The organism is Streptomyces sp. NPDC059787 (assembly GCF_042732315.1).
Classification (GTDB): domain Bacteria; phylum Actinomycetota; class Actinomycetes; order Streptomycetales; family Streptomycetaceae; genus Streptomyces; species Streptomyces atrovirens.
The window spans coordinates 44,058-59,274 of the sequence record NZ_JBHWHX010000032.1 but is presented as its reverse complement, the minus strand read 5'-3'; the positions used below and the strand labels follow the sequence as shown (position 1 = coordinate 59,274).

Below are 15,217 nucleotides of genomic sequence, written 5' to 3'. Positions count from 1 at the left end.
CCACTCTCGGCTTCTCCCCCACTCTCGGCTTCGCTCGAGCGGGAGGGACCCCCATGGGCGGGAGCGACCCGGCCTCATGCCGTGCGGCTCGACGAGGCGGGTGCCGGCTCGTCGTCCGCCGGGCACGTTCCCGGCCGGGCCGGCAGTGTCACGGTCACCGCCAGTCCCTCGCCCGGCGCCGTCCGTACCGACACCTCACCCCTGTGCGCCCGCACCACGCCCTGCACGATCGCCATGCCGAGACCGCTCCCCGCGCCCCCGCCCGCGCGGAAGAAGCGGTCGAAGACGCGCGCCGCGTCCTCCGCCGCGAGCCCCGGCCCGTCGTCCGCCACGGACAGCCGCACCACCCCGTCCGCGCGGACCACCCCGAGCCGCACCGCGACGTCCGCCGGAGTGTGCGTCCGTACATTGCCCAGCAGGTTCCCCAGGACCTGCCGCAGCCCCGACTCGTCCGCGCGCACCAGCACCGCACCGTCCGCGTCCACGGTCACCGCCCGTTCCGGCTGCTGCACCCGCAGGTCCTCCGCCGCGTCCCGCACCAGCCGGCACACGTCCACGTTCCGCAGCCGCAGTTCGGGGCTCTGGTCCAGCCGGGCCAGCACCAGCAGCTCGTCGACGAGCCGCCCCATGCGGTCGGACTCCGCCAGCATCCTGTCCCAGGCCCGCCTGCGCTCCGTCGGCTCCCGCAGCATCCCCCGGTCGTAGAGCTGGAGGTAGCCGCGTATCGCGGCCAGCGGCGTCCGCAGCTCGTGCGAGGCGTCCGCGACGAACCGACGCAGCTGGGCCGCGCTGCGCTCGCGCGTGCGGTACGCCGACTCCACCTGCTGGAGCATCGAGTTGAGGGCGAGCCGCAGCTGCTCCACCTCGAGGATCGTCTCCCGGCTGGAGGGCACCCGCCGGGTCAGGTCGCCCTCCGCGATCGCCGACGAGGTCTCCACCATGTCCTCCAGCGGCCGCATCCGCCGCCGCACACTGAACATGGTCAGACAGGCCAGCAGCAGCAACAGCAGCGTCCCGATGGCCAGGTCGAACTTGACCGCCTTGGCGACACCGTCGTGCACCGCCTCGGTGGAGCCGGCGATCAGGATGTACGTGCCGTCCGCGAGCCGGGTGGCGGTGACGCGGTAGGCGGCGCCGCGCACGGTGACGTCGTGCGGTTCCGGGTCCTCGACCAGGGCGCGCGCGTCACCCACCGTGTCCGCCAGATCGTGTTGTGCCTTCGTCGGCTCGAAGCCGAGGATGCCGACGGGCTCGCCCCGGCTGTCCACGGCGGCGAAGATCGAGTCCGGGTCGTCCTCCCGGTTCCAGTCCGGGTCCACCCGGTCGCGGAAGAAGCTCAGCACGCTCAGCGAGTCGATCTGCCGCAGCGTCAGCTCCGAGCTGCCCAGCGAGTCACGGGTCCGGGTCAGCTCCGTGTCGATCTGGTCCAGCAGGTAGTAGCGCATGCCCATCACGCTCACCGCGGTGGCCGCCACGATGCCGAGGGCCAGCAGCACCACGTTCGCCAGCGTCAGCGCACCGCGCAGCGAGTGGACGCCCCGCCCGCGGCCCGGTTTCCGGATCGGGGGCCTCACGTCAGGCCGTACCCGACCCCGCGCCGGGTGGTGATCACCGGTGGGCCCAGGGCGTCGAGCTTGCGCCGCAGATAGCTGATGTAGGTCTCGACGACGGTCGACTCGGCCGGGGTGTGCTCGTACTGCCAGACATGGCGCAGCAGTTGCTCCTTCGGCACGATCCGGCCGCCGTTGCGCACCAGGAAGCGCAGCAGCGCGTACTCGGTGGGGGTGAGCTCGACCGAGCGGCCCGCGCGGCGCACCGAGTACGTCGTCTCGTCCAGCTCCAGGTCGCCGTGGCGCAGCGGCGCCCGCTGCGGGAGGACGTCGGCGGGGCGGGTGCGGCGCAGTACGGCGGTGACGCGGGCGACGACCTCGTCGATGTTGAACGGCTTGGTGATGTAGTCGTCGCCGAAGCCGAGCGCGCCGACGACCTCGGCGGGCGCGTCCCGCGCGGTGAGGAACACCAGCGCCAGCTCCGGCCGCCGGGACCGCAGTTCACGGCCGAGGGCGCGGCCGTCGCCGTCCGGGAGCATCACGTCGAGCAGGGCGCAGTCGGGGCGGGTGTGCTCGGTCAGCGCGAGCGCCTCGCGGACCGTGCCCGCGGTCATGACCTCGAAACGGTGGTAGCGCAGGGCGATGGCGAGGACGTCCGCGATGCTCTCCTCGTCCTCCACGACCAGCACGGTGCCGGGAGCTGTCGTCATGCCCCCAGTATCGGCGGAACAGCCTTCGGTCGTACCGGTGTTCGCTTTGGAGTTCCTTGAGAGTCCCGCCCGAGTCGTGTCCCCGCGCGGGTGCCGCCGTCGATTCTGCTGCCCAGGACCTGGGGGACCGACCGAGCGACGAAGGAGCGGAAACGTGGCGGTATTGGCACGCTGGTGCTATCGGCATCGGCTGGTGGTCCTGTTGGTGTGGGTGGGGGCGCTGCTCGGACTGGGGGTCTCGGCGAGCAGCGCGGGCACGAACTACGCGGAGGTCTTCTCGCTGCCGGACACCGACTCCAAGCGGGCGTACGACCTGATGGAGCGGGCGTTCCCGGAACGCGCCGGCGACACCGACACCGTGGTGTGGAAGGTCGACGAGGGATCCGTGCGGGACGACTCCGTACGGTCCCGGATCGAGCCGGCGCTGACGGAGATCGGGCGCATGGAGGGCGTCGGCGCCGTCACGAACCCCTACGGCGCCCAGGGCGCGGCGCAGATCAGCGAGGACGGGCGGATCGCCTACGCGCAGGTCACGTTCGCCGAGCAGGCGGACGCCGTGCCGAAGGAGCTGGTCCAGGACGTCGTCGACACCGCGCAGGACGCCGCGCGCGACGGGCTCCAGGTGGAGCTGGGCGGCCAGGCCATCACGCGCGTCCAGGAACCGCCGACGGGCACCGCCGAGCTGGTCGGCATCCTGGCCGCCGCGATCGTGCTGTTCGTGGCCTTCGGGTCGCTCTTCGCGATGCTGCTGCCGATCGTGGTCGCCGTCTTCGGCGTCGGCACCGGCATGTTCGGCACCCAGCTGCTCAGCCACGTCACCAACGTCCCCGAACTCGCCACGCTGCTGTCCACGCTGATCGGTCTCGGCGTCGGCATCGACTACGCCCTGTTCATCGTCACCCGGCACCGGCGCGGCATCCTGCGCGGCGCCGACCCGGAGGAGGCGGCGGTCACCGCCCTCAACACCTCCGGCCGCGCGGTGCTGTTCGCGGGCGGCACGGTGTGCATCGCGCTCGCCGGGATGCTGGTGACGAACCTGCGGTTCCTGGACGGCGTGGTCATCGGCACCACGCTCACCGTCGTGCTGAGCGTGCTCGCCGCCGTCACCCTGCTGCCCGCGCTGCTCGGCCTGCTCGGCCACCGGGTGCTCAGCCGCCGCCAGCGCCGCAGGCTCGCGGCGAAGGGTCCGGAGACCGAGACGGTGAGCGGTCTCGCCGCGCGCTGGTCCGCGGGCGTCCAGCGTCGCCCGCGGTCCGTGGCCGCCCTGGCCGTGGTCCTGATGGCGGCGCTCGCGATCCCGCTGCTGTCGCTGCGCCTGGGCACCGTGGACCAGGGCAACGACGACGCCTCCATGACCACCAGGAAGGCCTACGACCTGCTCGCCGAGGGCTTCGGACCCGGCTTCAACGGCCCGCTGCAGGTGGTCGTGGACGGCGAGGCGCCCGACGGCCTGGTGACGGTCCTGGAGCGCACCGAGGGCGTCGCCCAGGTCGCCGCCGTACCGCCCGCGAACGGCGTCACCGTCATCCAGGTCGTCCCCACCACCTCCCCGCAGGCCGAGGAGACGGACCGGCTCATCGACACCCTGCGCGACGACGTCATCCCGGACGCGGGCGTGGAGGCCCATGTCGGCGGGGTGACCGCGGTGTCCAAGGACTTCGCGACGGTGACCGGCGAGCGGCTGCCGCTGTTCATCGGCACGATCATCGGCCTCGGCTTCCTGCTCCTGCTGCTCGCGTTCCGTTCCCTGGTGGTGCCGCTGACGGCCGCCGTGATGAACCTGCTCGCGGCGGCGGCCTCCTTCGGTGTCCTGGTGGCGATCTTCCAGTGGGGCTACGGCCTGGACCTGCTCGGCCTCGGCCAGGAGGGCCCCATCGCGTCCTTCCTGCCGATCATCATGCTGTCGCTGCTGTTCGGGCTCTCCATGGACTACCAGGTGTTCCTGGTGAGCCGGATGCACGAGGAGTGGGTGCACACCCGGGACAACGCCCGCGCGGTGCGCGTCGGCCTCGCGGAGACCAGCCGCGTCATCAACTCCGCGGCCCTGATCATGGTCTGCGTCTTCCTCGCCTTCGTGCTCAGCGGCGACTACGGCGCCGCCATGGCGGGCGTGGGGCTGGCCGCCGCGGTCGCCCTGGACGCGTTCATCCTGCGCACGGCACTGGTGCCGGCCGTGATGCACCTGCTCGGGAAGTCCAACTGGTGGCTGCCGGCCGGGCTGGAGAAGCGGCTGCCGCACCTGGCGGTGGAGCCGAGGGAGGAGGCGACCGCGGCGCCCTCCGGCGTTCCGGACGGTTCCTCCTCGGTCGTCCACGGCTTCGTCCGCGCCGCCGACGGCGAACCCGTCGAGGGCGCGGCAGTGACCCTGCTGACCTCCGGGGGACGCCGGCTGGACCGTGTGGTCTCCCTCGCCGACGGCGCGTACATCGTCTCCGTACCGGCTCCGGGCACCTATCTGCTCACGGTCACGGCGGCCCCGTACACCCACCCGTCGCCCGACCACCACCCCTCGACGAGGCGCTACGCACCGCCCCTGCAGAGTTACGCGGGAGCCGTGACCGTGACCGACGGCCCGCTCGTGCACGACGTGGAACTCACGCCCGGTGAGGTGGACGCCGTCAACTGACGGTGCCGGGGCGCCCGTCGTCGGCGGGCGCCCCCTTCTCCCTCTTCGCCGGGTTCGGAAGCGCCTTCGTCATACCGGGCAGGAACTCCGTGAACAGCTCGTGCACCTCGCGCACCAGGGGCCGCAGCACCCGGAAGCGGGCCAGGGCGATGCCCCGCGCGGTGATCCGTGCACCGCGCTCGGCCAGCCGGTAGCTGCGTTCCCGGCCCTCGGTGCGGTCGAAGATCCAGTACAGGACGAGCCCCATCTGGGACAGCCACATCAACTCGGGCAGGATGTCCCGCAGCTCCTCCGGCACCTTGCTCTTCGTCCCGGCGAGCACCGCGCGGTGGACGCTGATCGCCTCCACGCGCGCGTGCTCCGACTCGGGGGAGAAGGGGCTGAGCGGGCTGTCCGGGTCGGCGGCGTTCTTGAAGAACTGCACCGCGAACTCGTGGTACGGCGTGGCGATGTCCAGCCACGCCTTCAGCACGCCCGCGAGCCGGGCCTCCAGGTCGGTCTCCCGGCGCAGGACCTCCCGGACGGCCACCTGGTGCTCGGCGGCGATCCGGTCGTAGAAGCCCTGGATCAGGTGTTCCTTGCCCTCGAAGTAGTAGTACGCGTTGCCGACGGAGACCCCCGCCTCCTTGGCGATGGCCCGCATGGTCGTCTTGTCGTACCCGCGCTCCTGGAACAGCCGCATGGCGGTCTCGAGGATCAGGGCGCGGGTCTGCTCGGACTTGCTGAGGGTGGCGCCGTCGTCGGGGCCGTCGTTCTTCGCGGGCACGGAAAGAGAGCCTAACGCCACGGACGGGCGTCCTACGGGGCGGTGCAGGTGCCCGCCCCGCAGCTCGGCGCGGTGTAGCTCCAGCCGTCGCGCGGATCGTACGTCCACCCGTCACCCCGGCGGTACACACCGCCGCCCCACCCGGCCGCCGTTCCGCGCCACTTGGCGGCGGCCAGCACCGCACCCTTGGCGAGCCGGGCGCCGGCCGGGGTGCTCAGCCGGTGGGCCAGCCGCCGGTGCCCCCGCAGCGCCCACAGGGTGACGACCCAGGCGGCGGCACCCCGGTACACCTGCCCGGCGTCACCGACCACGGTGATCTCCTCCAGGGTGGACCCGTGGTCGAGGCCGGGGAACCGGGCCCGCGCCGCCTCCGAGGCCGCCGGGACCAGCTCCAGGGGCACCAGTTGGGGCTGGCGCGCCAGCCAGTCCCGTACGAAGGCGCACAGGGAGCACTCGGCGTCGTACAGCACGGTGAGCCGGCGGACCGGGACGCGCGCGGCGCCCCGGTCCTCGCGGGTGGCCGTCACGCCGCTCACGCCCCGGCCCGAGGGGCCGCCCAGCCCTGCGGCGGCACCGGCGGGATCTGCTCCCGCTCCATCACCCCGCGCCGCCGGATCTTGTTGAGCACGTACACGTTGCCCAGGTGCATCACGCCCAGCACCAGCAGCACCACGCCGAGCTTGGTCGACAGGGCCTCGAAGATGCCGCGCGTGTCGGTGATCGTCTCGTCGTCGCTCAGGTACAGCGCGACGAACCCGAGGTTGACGAGGTAGAAGCCGACCACCAGGAGGTGGTTGACGGCGTCGGCGAGCTTCTCGTTGCCGTGCAGCACGTCGGAGAGGAAGATCCGCCCGTTGCTGCTGAGCGTACGAGCGACCCAGACGGTCAGCCCGATGCTGACCACCAGGTAGATGACGTAGGCGATGACCGTACGGTCCATGTCCCCCAGCCCTTCTTGAACGCGTTCAAAACGCTGACGGGAGAGACTGTAGACCCTTCTTTTGAACATGTTCAACTCGATTGCGGGTGGGCCTCGTCACGGCCGTCGCCCCGGCCCCGGACGGTGGTTGTCAGTGACGGCCCGTACTGTCGGCGCCATGGGAATGGTGACGTTCGTCGACGAGACGACGACGGGGGAGCGGCACACGGCGTGGGGCCTGGAGATCGCCGAGGAGCGGTTGACCGTGCGCGAGCCGATCAGGCGCCGGGTGTTCCAGGAGGTCACCGAGTACAACGCCCGTACGCCGGAGGTGTTCCAGGGGCTCGTACGGCCGACGGACGCGGAGCGCGTCGTCAACGGCTACGCGCTCAAGGAGCCCCGCCGCGCCTGGCCCTGCGCCGCCTGACGCGAGCGCTACCTCGACCACCCCTGGTCGGCACCCTGGCCCGCCGCCTGCTGTGGACGGTCGACGGCACACCGGCCGGCTACGCGGACGGCGCCCTGCGCACCCTCACGGACACCCCCGTGACCGGGGGCGCCGAGGCCGCCCTGTGGCACCCGGTCGGCCGGGAACCCGCCGGGATCGTCGCCTGGCGGGGCCGGCTGGAGCGGCACGGCGTCACCCAGCCGTTCAAGCAGACCCACCGCGAGGGACAGGAACCCGTCGACCCGGTCTCTTTGGAGGACGTCCCGCCCTTGGCCCTCTCCGAAGTGCTGCGCGACGTCGACCTGTTCGTCGGCGTGTCCAGCGTCGGCAACGACCCCACCTGGCAGGACGGCGGTCCCGGCGGCCGCTTCGGGGCGTACTGGGCGTCGTACGGCTTCGGCGGGCTGAACCAGGGTGCGGAGACCCGGCGCGCCCTGCTGGAGCGGCTGGTCCCCAGGCCGGCGACAGCCGACCGGTGCACCGTCGAGGGCCGCTTCCTGCACGTGAGGGGCGAACGCCACACCTGCAAGATCCACCTGGGCTCGGGCAACATCCTCATGACCCCGAACGACCAGTACCTGTGCATCGTCCACAAGTCCGACCCGGCCGCCCCGCAGACGGGTTACCTCCCCTACGAGGGGGACCGGATGCCGGCGGTGATCCTCAGCAAGGCGATGCTGCCGGCCGACGACACGGCCATCACGGACCCGACGATCCTGAGCCGGCTCTAGCTCTGATCAGGGGTCCGCTTCGCGCGGCCGGCCTCGAGGATCTCGGCCACGTCCAGGGTGACCTTGGCGCCGATGGAGTCGGGGAGGGTGACCAGTTGGCCGGGGGAGTGGAAGCGGTGGGTGGCGTACTCGCTCTCGACCGGATCGGTCAGGACGTGGATGCGCTGGTGCTTGCGGTCGACGACCACGTAGACGGGGACCTTCGCCTCGGCGTAGGCGGCGACCTTGGTCTTCAGGTCGGTCTTCCAGTTGCTGGAGGTGACTTCGAGGACGAGTCGGAAGCAGGCCGGGTCGTGCGAATTGTTCTCGATGAGATGGTCGTCCACGTCGGCATCCACGACCACCAGGTCCGGAATCGCGTAGTCCTCGGTGTCAGTGGGCAGCCAGAGGCCGATGCCCTGATGCACTTCGGTCTCTCCGTCGTCAAGACCTGCCGCGATGAACGGGCGCATGATCTTGTTCAGGACACGAGAGTGCGGGACGTCCGGTGGCGGGGTCACCTGGATCTGGCCTCCGATGATCTCGACGCGGTAGCCCGGGTTGCGGTCCATGAGACGGTTCGCCTCTGCGATCAGCGGACGCTCGTCGTGGGGCCGCTCGACGGATGCTGCGGACATCACGTGCCTCCTAGGGGCTGGTGTCGAGACCATCATCGTAGGGCGGAGGACGCCCTCACGTCCGTCTCGGCCGCGTCCACCCAAACGTGTGGCATATGCCAGAGGGCCCCGTCTCCAGCGGAGACGGGGCCCTCACGGACCTGAACGAACGACGTGCCTCAGTAGCGACGCGTGATCAGCGCACGCTTCACCTCGGCGATCGCCTTCGTGACCTCGATGCCGCGCGGGCAGGCGTCCGTGCAGTTGAAGGTCGTGCGGCAGCGCCAGACGCCGTCCTTGTCGTTGAGGATCTCCAGGCGCTGCTCGCCGGCCTCGTCACGCGAGTCGAAGATGAAGCGGTGCGCGTTGACGATGGCCGCCGGGCCGAAGTACTGCCCGTCGTTCCAGAACACCGGGCACGAGGACGTGCAGGCGGCGCACAGGATGCACTTCGTCGTGTCGTCGAAGCGCTCGCGGTCCTCGGCGGTCTGCAGCCGCTCGCGCGTCGGCTCGTTGGTGTCCTTCGTGATCAGGAAGGGCATCACGTCCCGGTACGCCTGGAAGAACGGCTCCATGTCCACGACCAGGTCCTTGAGGACCGTCAGGCCCTTGATGGCCTCGACCGTGATCGGCTTCTCGGGGTTGATGTCCTTGATCAGCGTCTTGCACGCCAGGCGGTTCTTGCCGTTGATCCGCATGGCGTCGGAGCCGCAGATGCCGTGGGCGCAGGAACGGCGGAAGGTCAGCGTGCCGTCCAGATCCCACTTGATCTTGTGCAGCGCGTCGAGGACACGCTCCTTGGGGTCGATCTCCAGCTGGAAGTCTTCCCAGACCGCCTCGGCCGAGACCTCCGGGTTGAACCGGCGGATCCGCATCGTGACGGTGATGTACGGGGAGTCGGCGAAACCGGGCTCGGGGGAACCGGCCGCGTCCGCCTTGTCCAGAACAGGGGTAGCCATCAGTACTTACGCTCCATCGGCTGGTAGCGGGTCTGGACGACCGGCTTGTAGTCCAGACGGACGGTCTCGGTGCCGTCGGCGCCGACCTCGCGGTACGCCATCGTGTGACGCATGAAGTTGACGTCGTCGCGGTTCGGGAAGTCCTCGCGGTAGTGACCGCCGCGGGACTCCTTGCGGGCCAGCGCGGAGACGGCCATGACCTCGGCCAGGTCGAGCAGGTTGCCCAGCTCGATGGCCTCCAGCAGGTCGGTGTTGAACCGCTTGCCCTTGTCCTGGATGGCGACGTTCTTGTAGCGCTCGCGCAGCTCGGCGATCTTCTCGACCGCCGTCTTGATCGTCTGCTCGGTGCGGAACACCATGACGTTGGCGTCCATGGTCTCCTGCAGCTCACGGCGGATGGTGGCCACCCGCTCGTTGCCGGTGGAGGTCCGCAGCCGCTCGATCTGCTCGACGACCAGGGACTCCGGGTTCTCCGGCAGCTCGACGAAGTCGGCCTTCTGGGAGTACTCCGCCGCCGCGATACCGGCCCGCTTGCCGAACACGTTGATGTCCAGCAGCGAGTTGGTGCCCAGACGGTTGGCGCCGTGCACCGACACGCAGGCGACCTCGCCGGCCGCGTACAGGCCCGGCACGACGGTGGTGTTGTCCGACAGCACCTCGCCCTGGACGTTGGTCGGGATGCCGCCCATGGCGTAGTGCGCGGTCGGCTGGATCGGGATCGGGTCCGTGTACGGCTCGATGCCGAGGTACGTCCGCGCGAACTCCGTGATGTCGGGCAGCTTGGCGTCGAGCTGCTCCGGCGGGAGGTGCGTGAGGTCCAGGTAGACGTGGTCGCCCTCGGGACCGCAGCCGCGGCCCTCGCGGATCTCCGTGTAGATGGAGCGCGAGACGACGTCACGGGACGCGAGGTCCTTCATGACCGGCGCGTACTTCTCCATGAAGCGCTCGCCGTCCTTGTTGCGGAGGATGCCGCCCTCACCGCGGGCGCCCTCCGTCAGCAGGATGCCCATGCGCCAGATGCCGGTCGGGTGGAACTGGAAGAACTCCATGTCCTCCAGCGGCAGCCCGCGCCGGTACACGGCCGCCTGACCGTCACCGGTCAGCGTGTGCGCGTTCGACGTCACCTTGAAGAACTTGCCGGTGCCGCCGGAGGCGTAGATCACGGACTTCGCCTGGAAGACGTGGATCTCACCGGTCGCCAGCTCGTACGCGACCACACCGGCCGACTTCTTGACGCCGTCGACCTCGGTGATGAGCTGGTCCAGGACGTAGAACTCGTTGAAGAACTCCACGCCCTCCTTGACGCAGTTCTGGTACAGCGTCTGGAGGATCATGTGGCCGGTGCGGTCGGCCGCGTAGCAGGACCGGCGGACCGGGGCCTCGCCGTGGTTGCGGCTGTGACCGCCGAAGCGGCGCTGGTCGATGGTGCCGTTCGGGGTCCGGTTGAACGGCAGGCCCATCTTCTCCAGGTCGAGGACCGAGTCGATGGCCTCCTTCGCCAGGATCTCGGCGGCGTCCTGGTCGACCAGGTAGTCACCGCCCTTGACCGTGTCGAAGGTGTGCCACTCCCAGTTGTCCTCCTCCACGTTGGCCAGCGCGGCGGCCATGCCGCCCTGCGCGGCGCCCGTGTGGGAGCGGGTGGGGTAGAGCTTCGTCAGGACGGCCGTGCGGCTGCGCTTCGTCGACTCGATGGCCGCGCGCATGCCCGCGCCGCCGGCGCCGACGATGACGGTGTCGTACTTGTGTACCTTCATGAGTTTCGCAGCCCCGTGCCTAGCGGATGTTCGGGTCGAAGGTGAAGATCACCAGCGTGCCCAGCAGGATGGTGAACACCGTGGCGGTGTAGAGCAGGCCCTTGAGCCACAGCCGGGTGTTCGGCCGCTCCGCGTAGTCGTTGATGACCGTACGCAGGCCGTTGGCGCCGTGCAGCATCGCCAGCCACAGCATCAGCAGGTCCCAGACCTGCCAGAACGGCGAGGCCCAGCGGCCGGCCACGAAGGCGAAGCCGATCTTGGAGACGCCGCCGTCGAGGACCAGCTGGATCAGCAGGTGGCCGATGACGAGGACGACCAGGACGACGCCGGACAGGCGCATGAACAGCCAGGCGGCCAGCTCGAAGTTGCCCCGGGTGGACTTCGGGGTCTTCTTCGTCCGCTTGCGCGGGGGCTCGATGACCGGCGCCGGGTTGTCGACGGAGTAGAGCGAGGCGCCCTCGACGGGGCCGATGCCCGAGGCGGTGGTGTCAGTCGTGGACATGGGCGTCAGCTCCCGAACAGTTCACGAGCGGCGTGGCCGAGGACGGGGTAGATCGCCCCGAGCATCAGCACGACCCAGATGGCGACGACGGTCCAGAGCATCTGCTTCTGGTAGCGGGCGCCCTTGGCCCAGAAGTCGACGGCGATGACACGCAGGCCGTTGAGCGCGTGGAACAGGATGGCGGCGACGAGGCCGTACTCCAGCAGCGCGACGATCGGCGTCTTGTACGTGGCCACGACCTCGTCGTAGGCCTCGGGGGACACCCGTACGAGAGAGGTGTCCAGCACGTGAACGAACAGGAAGAAGAAGATGAGGACGCCGGTGACTCGGTGAGCCACCCAGGACCACATTCCTTCCCGGCCGCGGTACAGCGTTCCAGCCGGCACGGAAGTTTCCTCCGGGAGCGGGGTTCGGGGCCGCGCCGGCTTTCCTTGTCGGTCGGGCCCGGCCGGGTACGGTCCACCGGCCCCCAGCATGTTAGCGACGCGAGCCCGTGGTGTTTGCAGGGGGCCTGCCGGTGTGATCAAACTGGCACGCTTACGGGCTATCGGGGTGGCATCCGGGGTGGACTGTCCGGTTGTGTGCCGGGTGCGGCGCCGGCGTGGCTGGTCGCGCCCACGCGGCGGAGCCGCAGGTCATTGCAGCCCCGCGCCCCTGAGGGTGCTCATCTGAGCGTGTTCACCAGTCTGCCCCGTGCCAGGCGGCGGAGTTCGTCCGCCGCCACGGAGCGTTCCTCGTCCGGATCGTTCGCCAATCGTGACCGGATGTCCTCCAGGACCCGGTCCAGGGTCTCCTCCTCGGGGACGTCGTCCAGGCAGATGACGAAGACGTGGCCGAACTTGGTCTCGTACGCCGTGTGGGCCGCGGTCAGGGCCGTGTGGGCGGCGGAGTACGTGTCGTCGGGGAGGGTGGGGCGGGGTTCCGCGGCCAGGGCCTCCGCCAGTTCTTCGGAGGAGAGGTCGTACGTCGCCTCGTCGGAGGCCGCCAGGAGGGACGGCAGGTCGGGGTAGGGGCGGTGGCCGGAGAGGCGCAGGGCCCAGCGCAGGCTGCGCAGACAGGCCAGGAGGGCGCGCTCGGCGTCCTCGGCCGGAGCGGTGTTGAACCGCTCCAGCGCGGGCGGGATGCCGGGCGCGCCGCGGGACTGTCCGGGTATGGCGACTCGGCCGGGGAGGTCTGGGAGACGGTGCGCAGGCAGCGTGGGTCCTCGTGGGCGTCGCGTGTGTGTCGGTGGAAGATGCTGTGAGAGTTGTGACGTCACGTTATCGAGTGAGTCCGAGACGTGTCCGATCGGTACCCCGAATTCACCCGGACGGCAGAGTTTGAGGGCGGCTCGTCGACGCCCTTCACCCGTTCGGGTCGTACGTTGGTTGAGTGAGTCAGTACGGGCAGCACGGGCAGCACCGGCACCCCGGGCGGCACCGGCGACGGGTGCCGATCACGGCCGTCGCCGCGGGCGCGCTGGTGGCCGCGTCCGGCGTGGGCCTCGGTCTCTGGGCGGCCTCGGACGGCGACGGCTCGCCCGCGGGCTCGACGGCGGCGTCCTCCGCCGGTTCCGACGAGGCCGCCGGGACGACGCCGGACGGGAGCCCGAGCCCGAGTCGCACCTACCCCTTGTCCGAGGCGCCGCGCACCATACCCGCCGTACGCGACCACACCGCGGAGCGCGGTCCCGGCTGGCGTCCCGCGAAGGACCACCGGGTGGTCGTGGACGACCCCGCGCTGGCCGACGAGGGGCGCCTGATAGCCGGCGAGCTGGGACTGGCGTACGCGGGGGAGCAGGACGACCGGCGGGCCGGGGACCTGCGGCTGGAGCTGAACCGGGACGGGGGCGCGAACCCGGAGTCGTACACGATGACCGTGCGGGGCGGGAGCGTGACGGTGAGCGCCCCCGGCGAGCCGGGCGTGTTCTACGGCACCCGCACGCTCAAGCAGGAGATCAAGGGGGCCGGGACCGCCCCCGAGGGCGTGGTGCGCGACGAGCCCGCCAAGCAGCGGCGCGGGCTGATGCTGGACATCGCGCGCAAGCATTACGACGCCGGCTGGATCGAGGACCGGATCCGCGAGCTGGGCGATCTGAAGTTCAACGAGATCGGCCTGCACTTCTCCGACGACCAGGGCTTCCGCATCGAGTCCGACTCGCACCCGGAGATCGTCTCGGCGGACCACCTCACCAAGGCGCAGGCCAAGAGGATCGTCGACCTCGCGGAGAGCCGTCACATCACCGTCGTCCCCGAGATCGACTCGCCCGGACACCTCGGCGCGGTCATCGCCGCCCATCCGGACCTGCAACTGCGTGACGCGAACGGCAGCGCGGTGCGCGGCGCGATCGACATCTCCGAGGCCGGGTCCGCAGAGATCGTCGACGACCTGCTGAACGAGTACGCCGGGCTCTTCCCGGGCGGGCAGTGGCACCTGGGCGGCGACGAGTACCAGGCACTGGTGGTCTCCGACCCGGAGGCGTCGTTCCCGGGCCTCGCCGCCGCCGCGCGGGAGAAGTACGGCTCCGGCGCGACCGTGGAGGACCTGACCACCGGCTGGCTCAACGACCGGGCCGCCACCGTCCGCGCCCACGACCGCACGCCCCGCGCGTGGAACGACGGCTTCTTCCGGGGCGGCTCGGTGCGGGCGGCCGAGGACATCCAGGTCGCCTACTGGACCGGCAAGGAGATCGGCGCCCGGCAGCCGGCGGAGTACCTGAGCGAGGGCCGCAAGGTCATCAACTACAACGACGAGTTCCTCTACTACGTGCTCGGGGAGCCCCTGACCTTCGTCTATCCGACGGGGGAGCGGATCTACGAGCAGTGGACGCCGCTGGTGCTGCGCGGCACCACCGCCGTCCCGGAGCGGTACGACGACCAGATCCTCGGCGGGTCCTTCGCCGTCTGGGGCGACATCCCCGGGGCCCAGACCCAGGACCAGGTCGCGGACGGGATCCGGCTGCCGCTGGTGGCGACCGTCCAGAAGCTCTGGGACCCGGACGAGCCGGAGCTGTCGTGGGCGGAGTTCCGGGACCTGGCGGGCGAGCTGGACTGACGGCTCCCCGTCCCGGGGCGGATTGCCGCATACGGCTGCGAATCCCCGTACGACTGTGGTGGTGTTCTGACGAACCGACCGCGACACCGGGGGGAACACCAGCACATGGGCTACTGGGGGTATTTCGTCGTGGGCCGCGGGGAGCGGCCGCTCGCCGAGCTGGACACGCTGGCCGGTACGGCCGGGGGCATGACCCTGCACACCTCGGCGTCCGACGGCTGGCAGGTGTGGGAGTACCCGGGCGGCCAGGGCGACATCGGGAACATGAACGACCTGGCCCGGGAGACCGGCGCGCCCGCGCTGTTCGGATACGTCATGGACAGCGACTGCGTGGTGGTGGAGGCGGCGGCACCGGAGAGCGGGGCGTGGACGACCTGTCTGGCGCGGGCCAACATGGCCGGCCACCTGGAGGGGCAGCAGGAGGGACTCACGCTGGAGGACTACTTCCTGGAGCCCTCCGACGCCGCCGAACGGGCCGTCTTCTGGGCCGAGGAGGCGGGGCGCACCGCCTCCGCCGAGGACCTGGCCGAGGTACTGACCGCCGACCCCGGCCCGATGGCCGAAAACCTCTTCTTCCGTCTGCTCGACCGGCTCGGCGTGGTGCCCCTGTGACATTCCGGGAC

16 protein-coding genes are annotated in these 15,217 nt (G+C 70.7%); 5 read left to right on the top strand and 11 right to left on the bottom strand.

Annotated elements, in window-relative coordinates; translation table 11 throughout:
* Positions 1 to 74: 74 nt before the first annotated feature.
* Positions 75 to 1,574: an ATP-binding protein gene (locus tag ACFV5H_RS26565; RefSeq protein WP_385197556.1), complete on the bottom strand. Its 1,500-nt coding sequence runs from the start codon at positions 1,572 to 1,574 to the stop codon at positions 75 to 77.
* A complete protein-coding gene (locus tag ACFV5H_RS26560) occupies positions 1,571 to 2,260 on the bottom strand; it encodes a response regulator transcription factor (RefSeq protein WP_073932626.1) in 690 nt (229 codons plus the stop codon). Before ACFV5H_RS26560 ends, ACFV5H_RS26565 begins: the two co-directional genes overlap by 4 nt.
* 163 nt (positions 2,261 to 2,423) lie before the next feature.
* Between ACFV5H_RS26560 and ACFV5H_RS26555 the strand changes: the two genes are divergently transcribed.
* A complete protein-coding gene (locus ACFV5H_RS26555) occupies positions 2,424 to 4,886 on the top strand; it encodes an MMPL family transporter (RefSeq protein WP_385056600.1) in 2,463 nt (820 codons plus the stop codon).
* Here ACFV5H_RS26555 and ACFV5H_RS26550 read toward each other — a convergent pair.
* The 3 genes from ACFV5H_RS26550 to ACFV5H_RS26540 are packed head-to-tail and all read right to left on the bottom strand — an operon-like array spanning position 4,879 to position 6,592.
* On the bottom strand, positions 4,879 to 5,652 hold the full coding sequence (locus ACFV5H_RS26550; RefSeq protein WP_073932624.1) for a TetR/AcrR family transcriptional regulator: 774 nt from the start codon (positions 5,650 to 5,652) through the stop codon (positions 4,879 to 4,881). The two genes, ACFV5H_RS26555 and ACFV5H_RS26550, sit on opposite strands and share 8 nt — an antisense overlap.
* A gap of 32 nt (positions 5,653 to 5,684) precedes the next feature.
* A complete protein-coding gene (locus tag ACFV5H_RS26545) occupies positions 5,685 to 6,188 on the bottom strand; it encodes a thiol-disulfide oxidoreductase DCC family protein (protein WP_385197554.1) in 504 nt (167 codons plus the stop codon).
* Complete coding sequence (locus ACFV5H_RS26540; protein ID WP_385056567.1) at positions 6,185 to 6,592, bottom strand: hypothetical protein; 408 nt, start codon at positions 6,590 to 6,592, stop codon at positions 6,185 to 6,187. The genes ACFV5H_RS26545 and ACFV5H_RS26540 overlap by 4 nt, the downstream gene beginning before the upstream one ends.
* A 157-nt stretch (positions 6,593 to 6,749) precedes the next feature.
* Here ACFV5H_RS26540 and ACFV5H_RS26535 point away from each other — a divergent pair, with 157 nt between their 5' ends.
* Complete coding sequence (locus tag ACFV5H_RS26535; protein ID WP_385197587.1) at positions 6,750 to 6,998, top strand: hypothetical protein; 249 nt, start codon at positions 6,750 to 6,752, stop codon at positions 6,996 to 6,998.
* Entirely contained in the window at positions 6,980 to 7,750 is a 771-nt protein-coding gene (locus tag ACFV5H_RS26530) for a DUF4132 domain-containing protein (protein ID WP_385197585.1), read from the top strand. Before ACFV5H_RS26535 ends, ACFV5H_RS26530 begins: the two co-directional genes overlap by 19 nt.
* On the opposite strand, the gene ACFV5H_RS26525 is transcribed toward ACFV5H_RS26530, so the two are convergent.
* The 6 genes from ACFV5H_RS26525 to ACFV5H_RS26500 all read right to left on the bottom strand — a co-directional run bounded on the left by ACFV5H_RS26525 (position 7,747) and on the right by ACFV5H_RS26500 (position 12,819).
* Positions 7,747 to 8,367: a Uma2 family endonuclease gene (locus ACFV5H_RS26525; RefSeq protein WP_385197553.1), complete on the bottom strand. Its 621-nt coding sequence runs from the start codon at positions 8,365 to 8,367 to the stop codon at positions 7,747 to 7,749. The two genes, ACFV5H_RS26530 and ACFV5H_RS26525, sit on opposite strands and share 4 nt — an antisense overlap.
* Positions 8,368 to 8,525: 158 nt before the next feature.
* Positions 8,526 to 9,305: a succinate dehydrogenase iron-sulfur subunit gene (locus ACFV5H_RS26520; protein ID WP_385056578.1), complete on the bottom strand. Its 780-nt coding sequence runs from the start codon at positions 9,303 to 9,305 to the stop codon at positions 8,526 to 8,528.
* Entirely contained in the window at positions 9,305 to 11,059 is a 1,755-nt protein-coding gene (gene sdhA / locus ACFV5H_RS26515; RefSeq protein WP_385056581.1) for a succinate dehydrogenase flavoprotein subunit, read from the bottom strand. Before sdhA ends, ACFV5H_RS26520 begins: the two co-directional genes overlap by 1 nt.
* 19 nt (positions 11,060 to 11,078) lie before the next feature.
* Positions 11,079 to 11,561, bottom strand: a complete 483-nt coding sequence (locus ACFV5H_RS26510; protein WP_385056583.1) for a succinate dehydrogenase hydrophobic membrane anchor subunit — start codon at positions 11,559 to 11,561, stop codon at positions 11,079 to 11,081.
* Between the two features lie 5 nt (positions 11,562 to 11,566).
* A complete protein-coding gene (sdhC, locus tag ACFV5H_RS26505) occupies positions 11,567 to 11,947 on the bottom strand; it encodes a succinate dehydrogenase, cytochrome b556 subunit (RefSeq protein ID WP_385056586.1) in 381 nt (126 codons plus the stop codon).
* Between the two features lie 278 nt (positions 11,948 to 12,225).
* On the bottom strand, positions 12,226 to 12,819 hold the full coding sequence (locus ACFV5H_RS26500) for a 2-oxo-4-hydroxy-4-carboxy-5-ureidoimidazoline decarboxylase (protein WP_385197551.1): 594 nt from the start codon (positions 12,817 to 12,819) through the stop codon (positions 12,226 to 12,228).
* A gap of 203 nt (positions 12,820 to 13,022) precedes the next feature.
* Between ACFV5H_RS26500 and ACFV5H_RS26495 the strand changes: the two genes are divergently transcribed.
* A complete protein-coding gene (locus tag ACFV5H_RS26495) occupies positions 13,023 to 14,594 on the top strand; it encodes a glycoside hydrolase family 20 protein (RefSeq protein WP_385197583.1) in 1,572 nt (523 codons plus the stop codon).
* 105 nt (positions 14,595 to 14,699) lie between these two features.
* Positions 14,700 to 15,206, top strand: a complete 507-nt coding sequence (locus ACFV5H_RS26490) for a hypothetical protein (protein WP_385056591.1) — start codon at positions 14,700 to 14,702, stop codon at positions 15,204 to 15,206.
* The last annotated feature ends 11 nt before the right edge of the window (positions 15,207 to 15,217 follow it).

Excerpts from the sequence above, each read along its gene's own strand:
- ACFV5H_RS26535 (WP_385197587.1), top strand. The coding sequence starts at position 6,750 with ATGGGAATGGTGACGTTCGTCGACGAGACGACGACGGGGGAGCGGCAC.
- sdhA (WP_385056581.1), bottom strand. The coding sequence starts at position 11,059 with ATGAAGGTACACAAGTACGACACCGTCATCGTCGGCGCCGGCGGCGCG.
- ACFV5H_RS26560 (WP_073932626.1), bottom strand. The coding sequence starts at position 2,260 with ATGACGACAGCTCCCGGCACCGTGCTGGTCGTGGAGGACGAGGAGAGC.
- ACFV5H_RS26525 (WP_385197553.1), bottom strand. The coding sequence starts at position 8,367 with ATGTCCGCAGCATCCGTCGAGCGGCCCCACGACGAGCGTCCGCTGATC.
- ACFV5H_RS26540 (WP_385056567.1), bottom strand. The coding sequence starts at position 6,592 with ATGGACCGTACGGTCATCGCCTACGTCATCTACCTGGTGGTCAGCATC.
- ACFV5H_RS26490 (WP_385056591.1), top strand. The coding sequence starts at position 14,700 with ATGGGCTACTGGGGGTATTTCGTCGTGGGCCGCGGGGAGCGGCCGCTC.
- ACFV5H_RS26520 (WP_385056578.1), bottom strand. The coding sequence starts at position 9,305 with ATGGCTACCCCTGTTCTGGACAAGGCGGACGCGGCCGGTTCCCCCGAG.
- ACFV5H_RS26510 (WP_385056583.1), bottom strand. The coding sequence starts at position 11,561 with ATGTCCACGACTGACACCACCGCCTCGGGCATCGGCCCCGTCGAGGGC.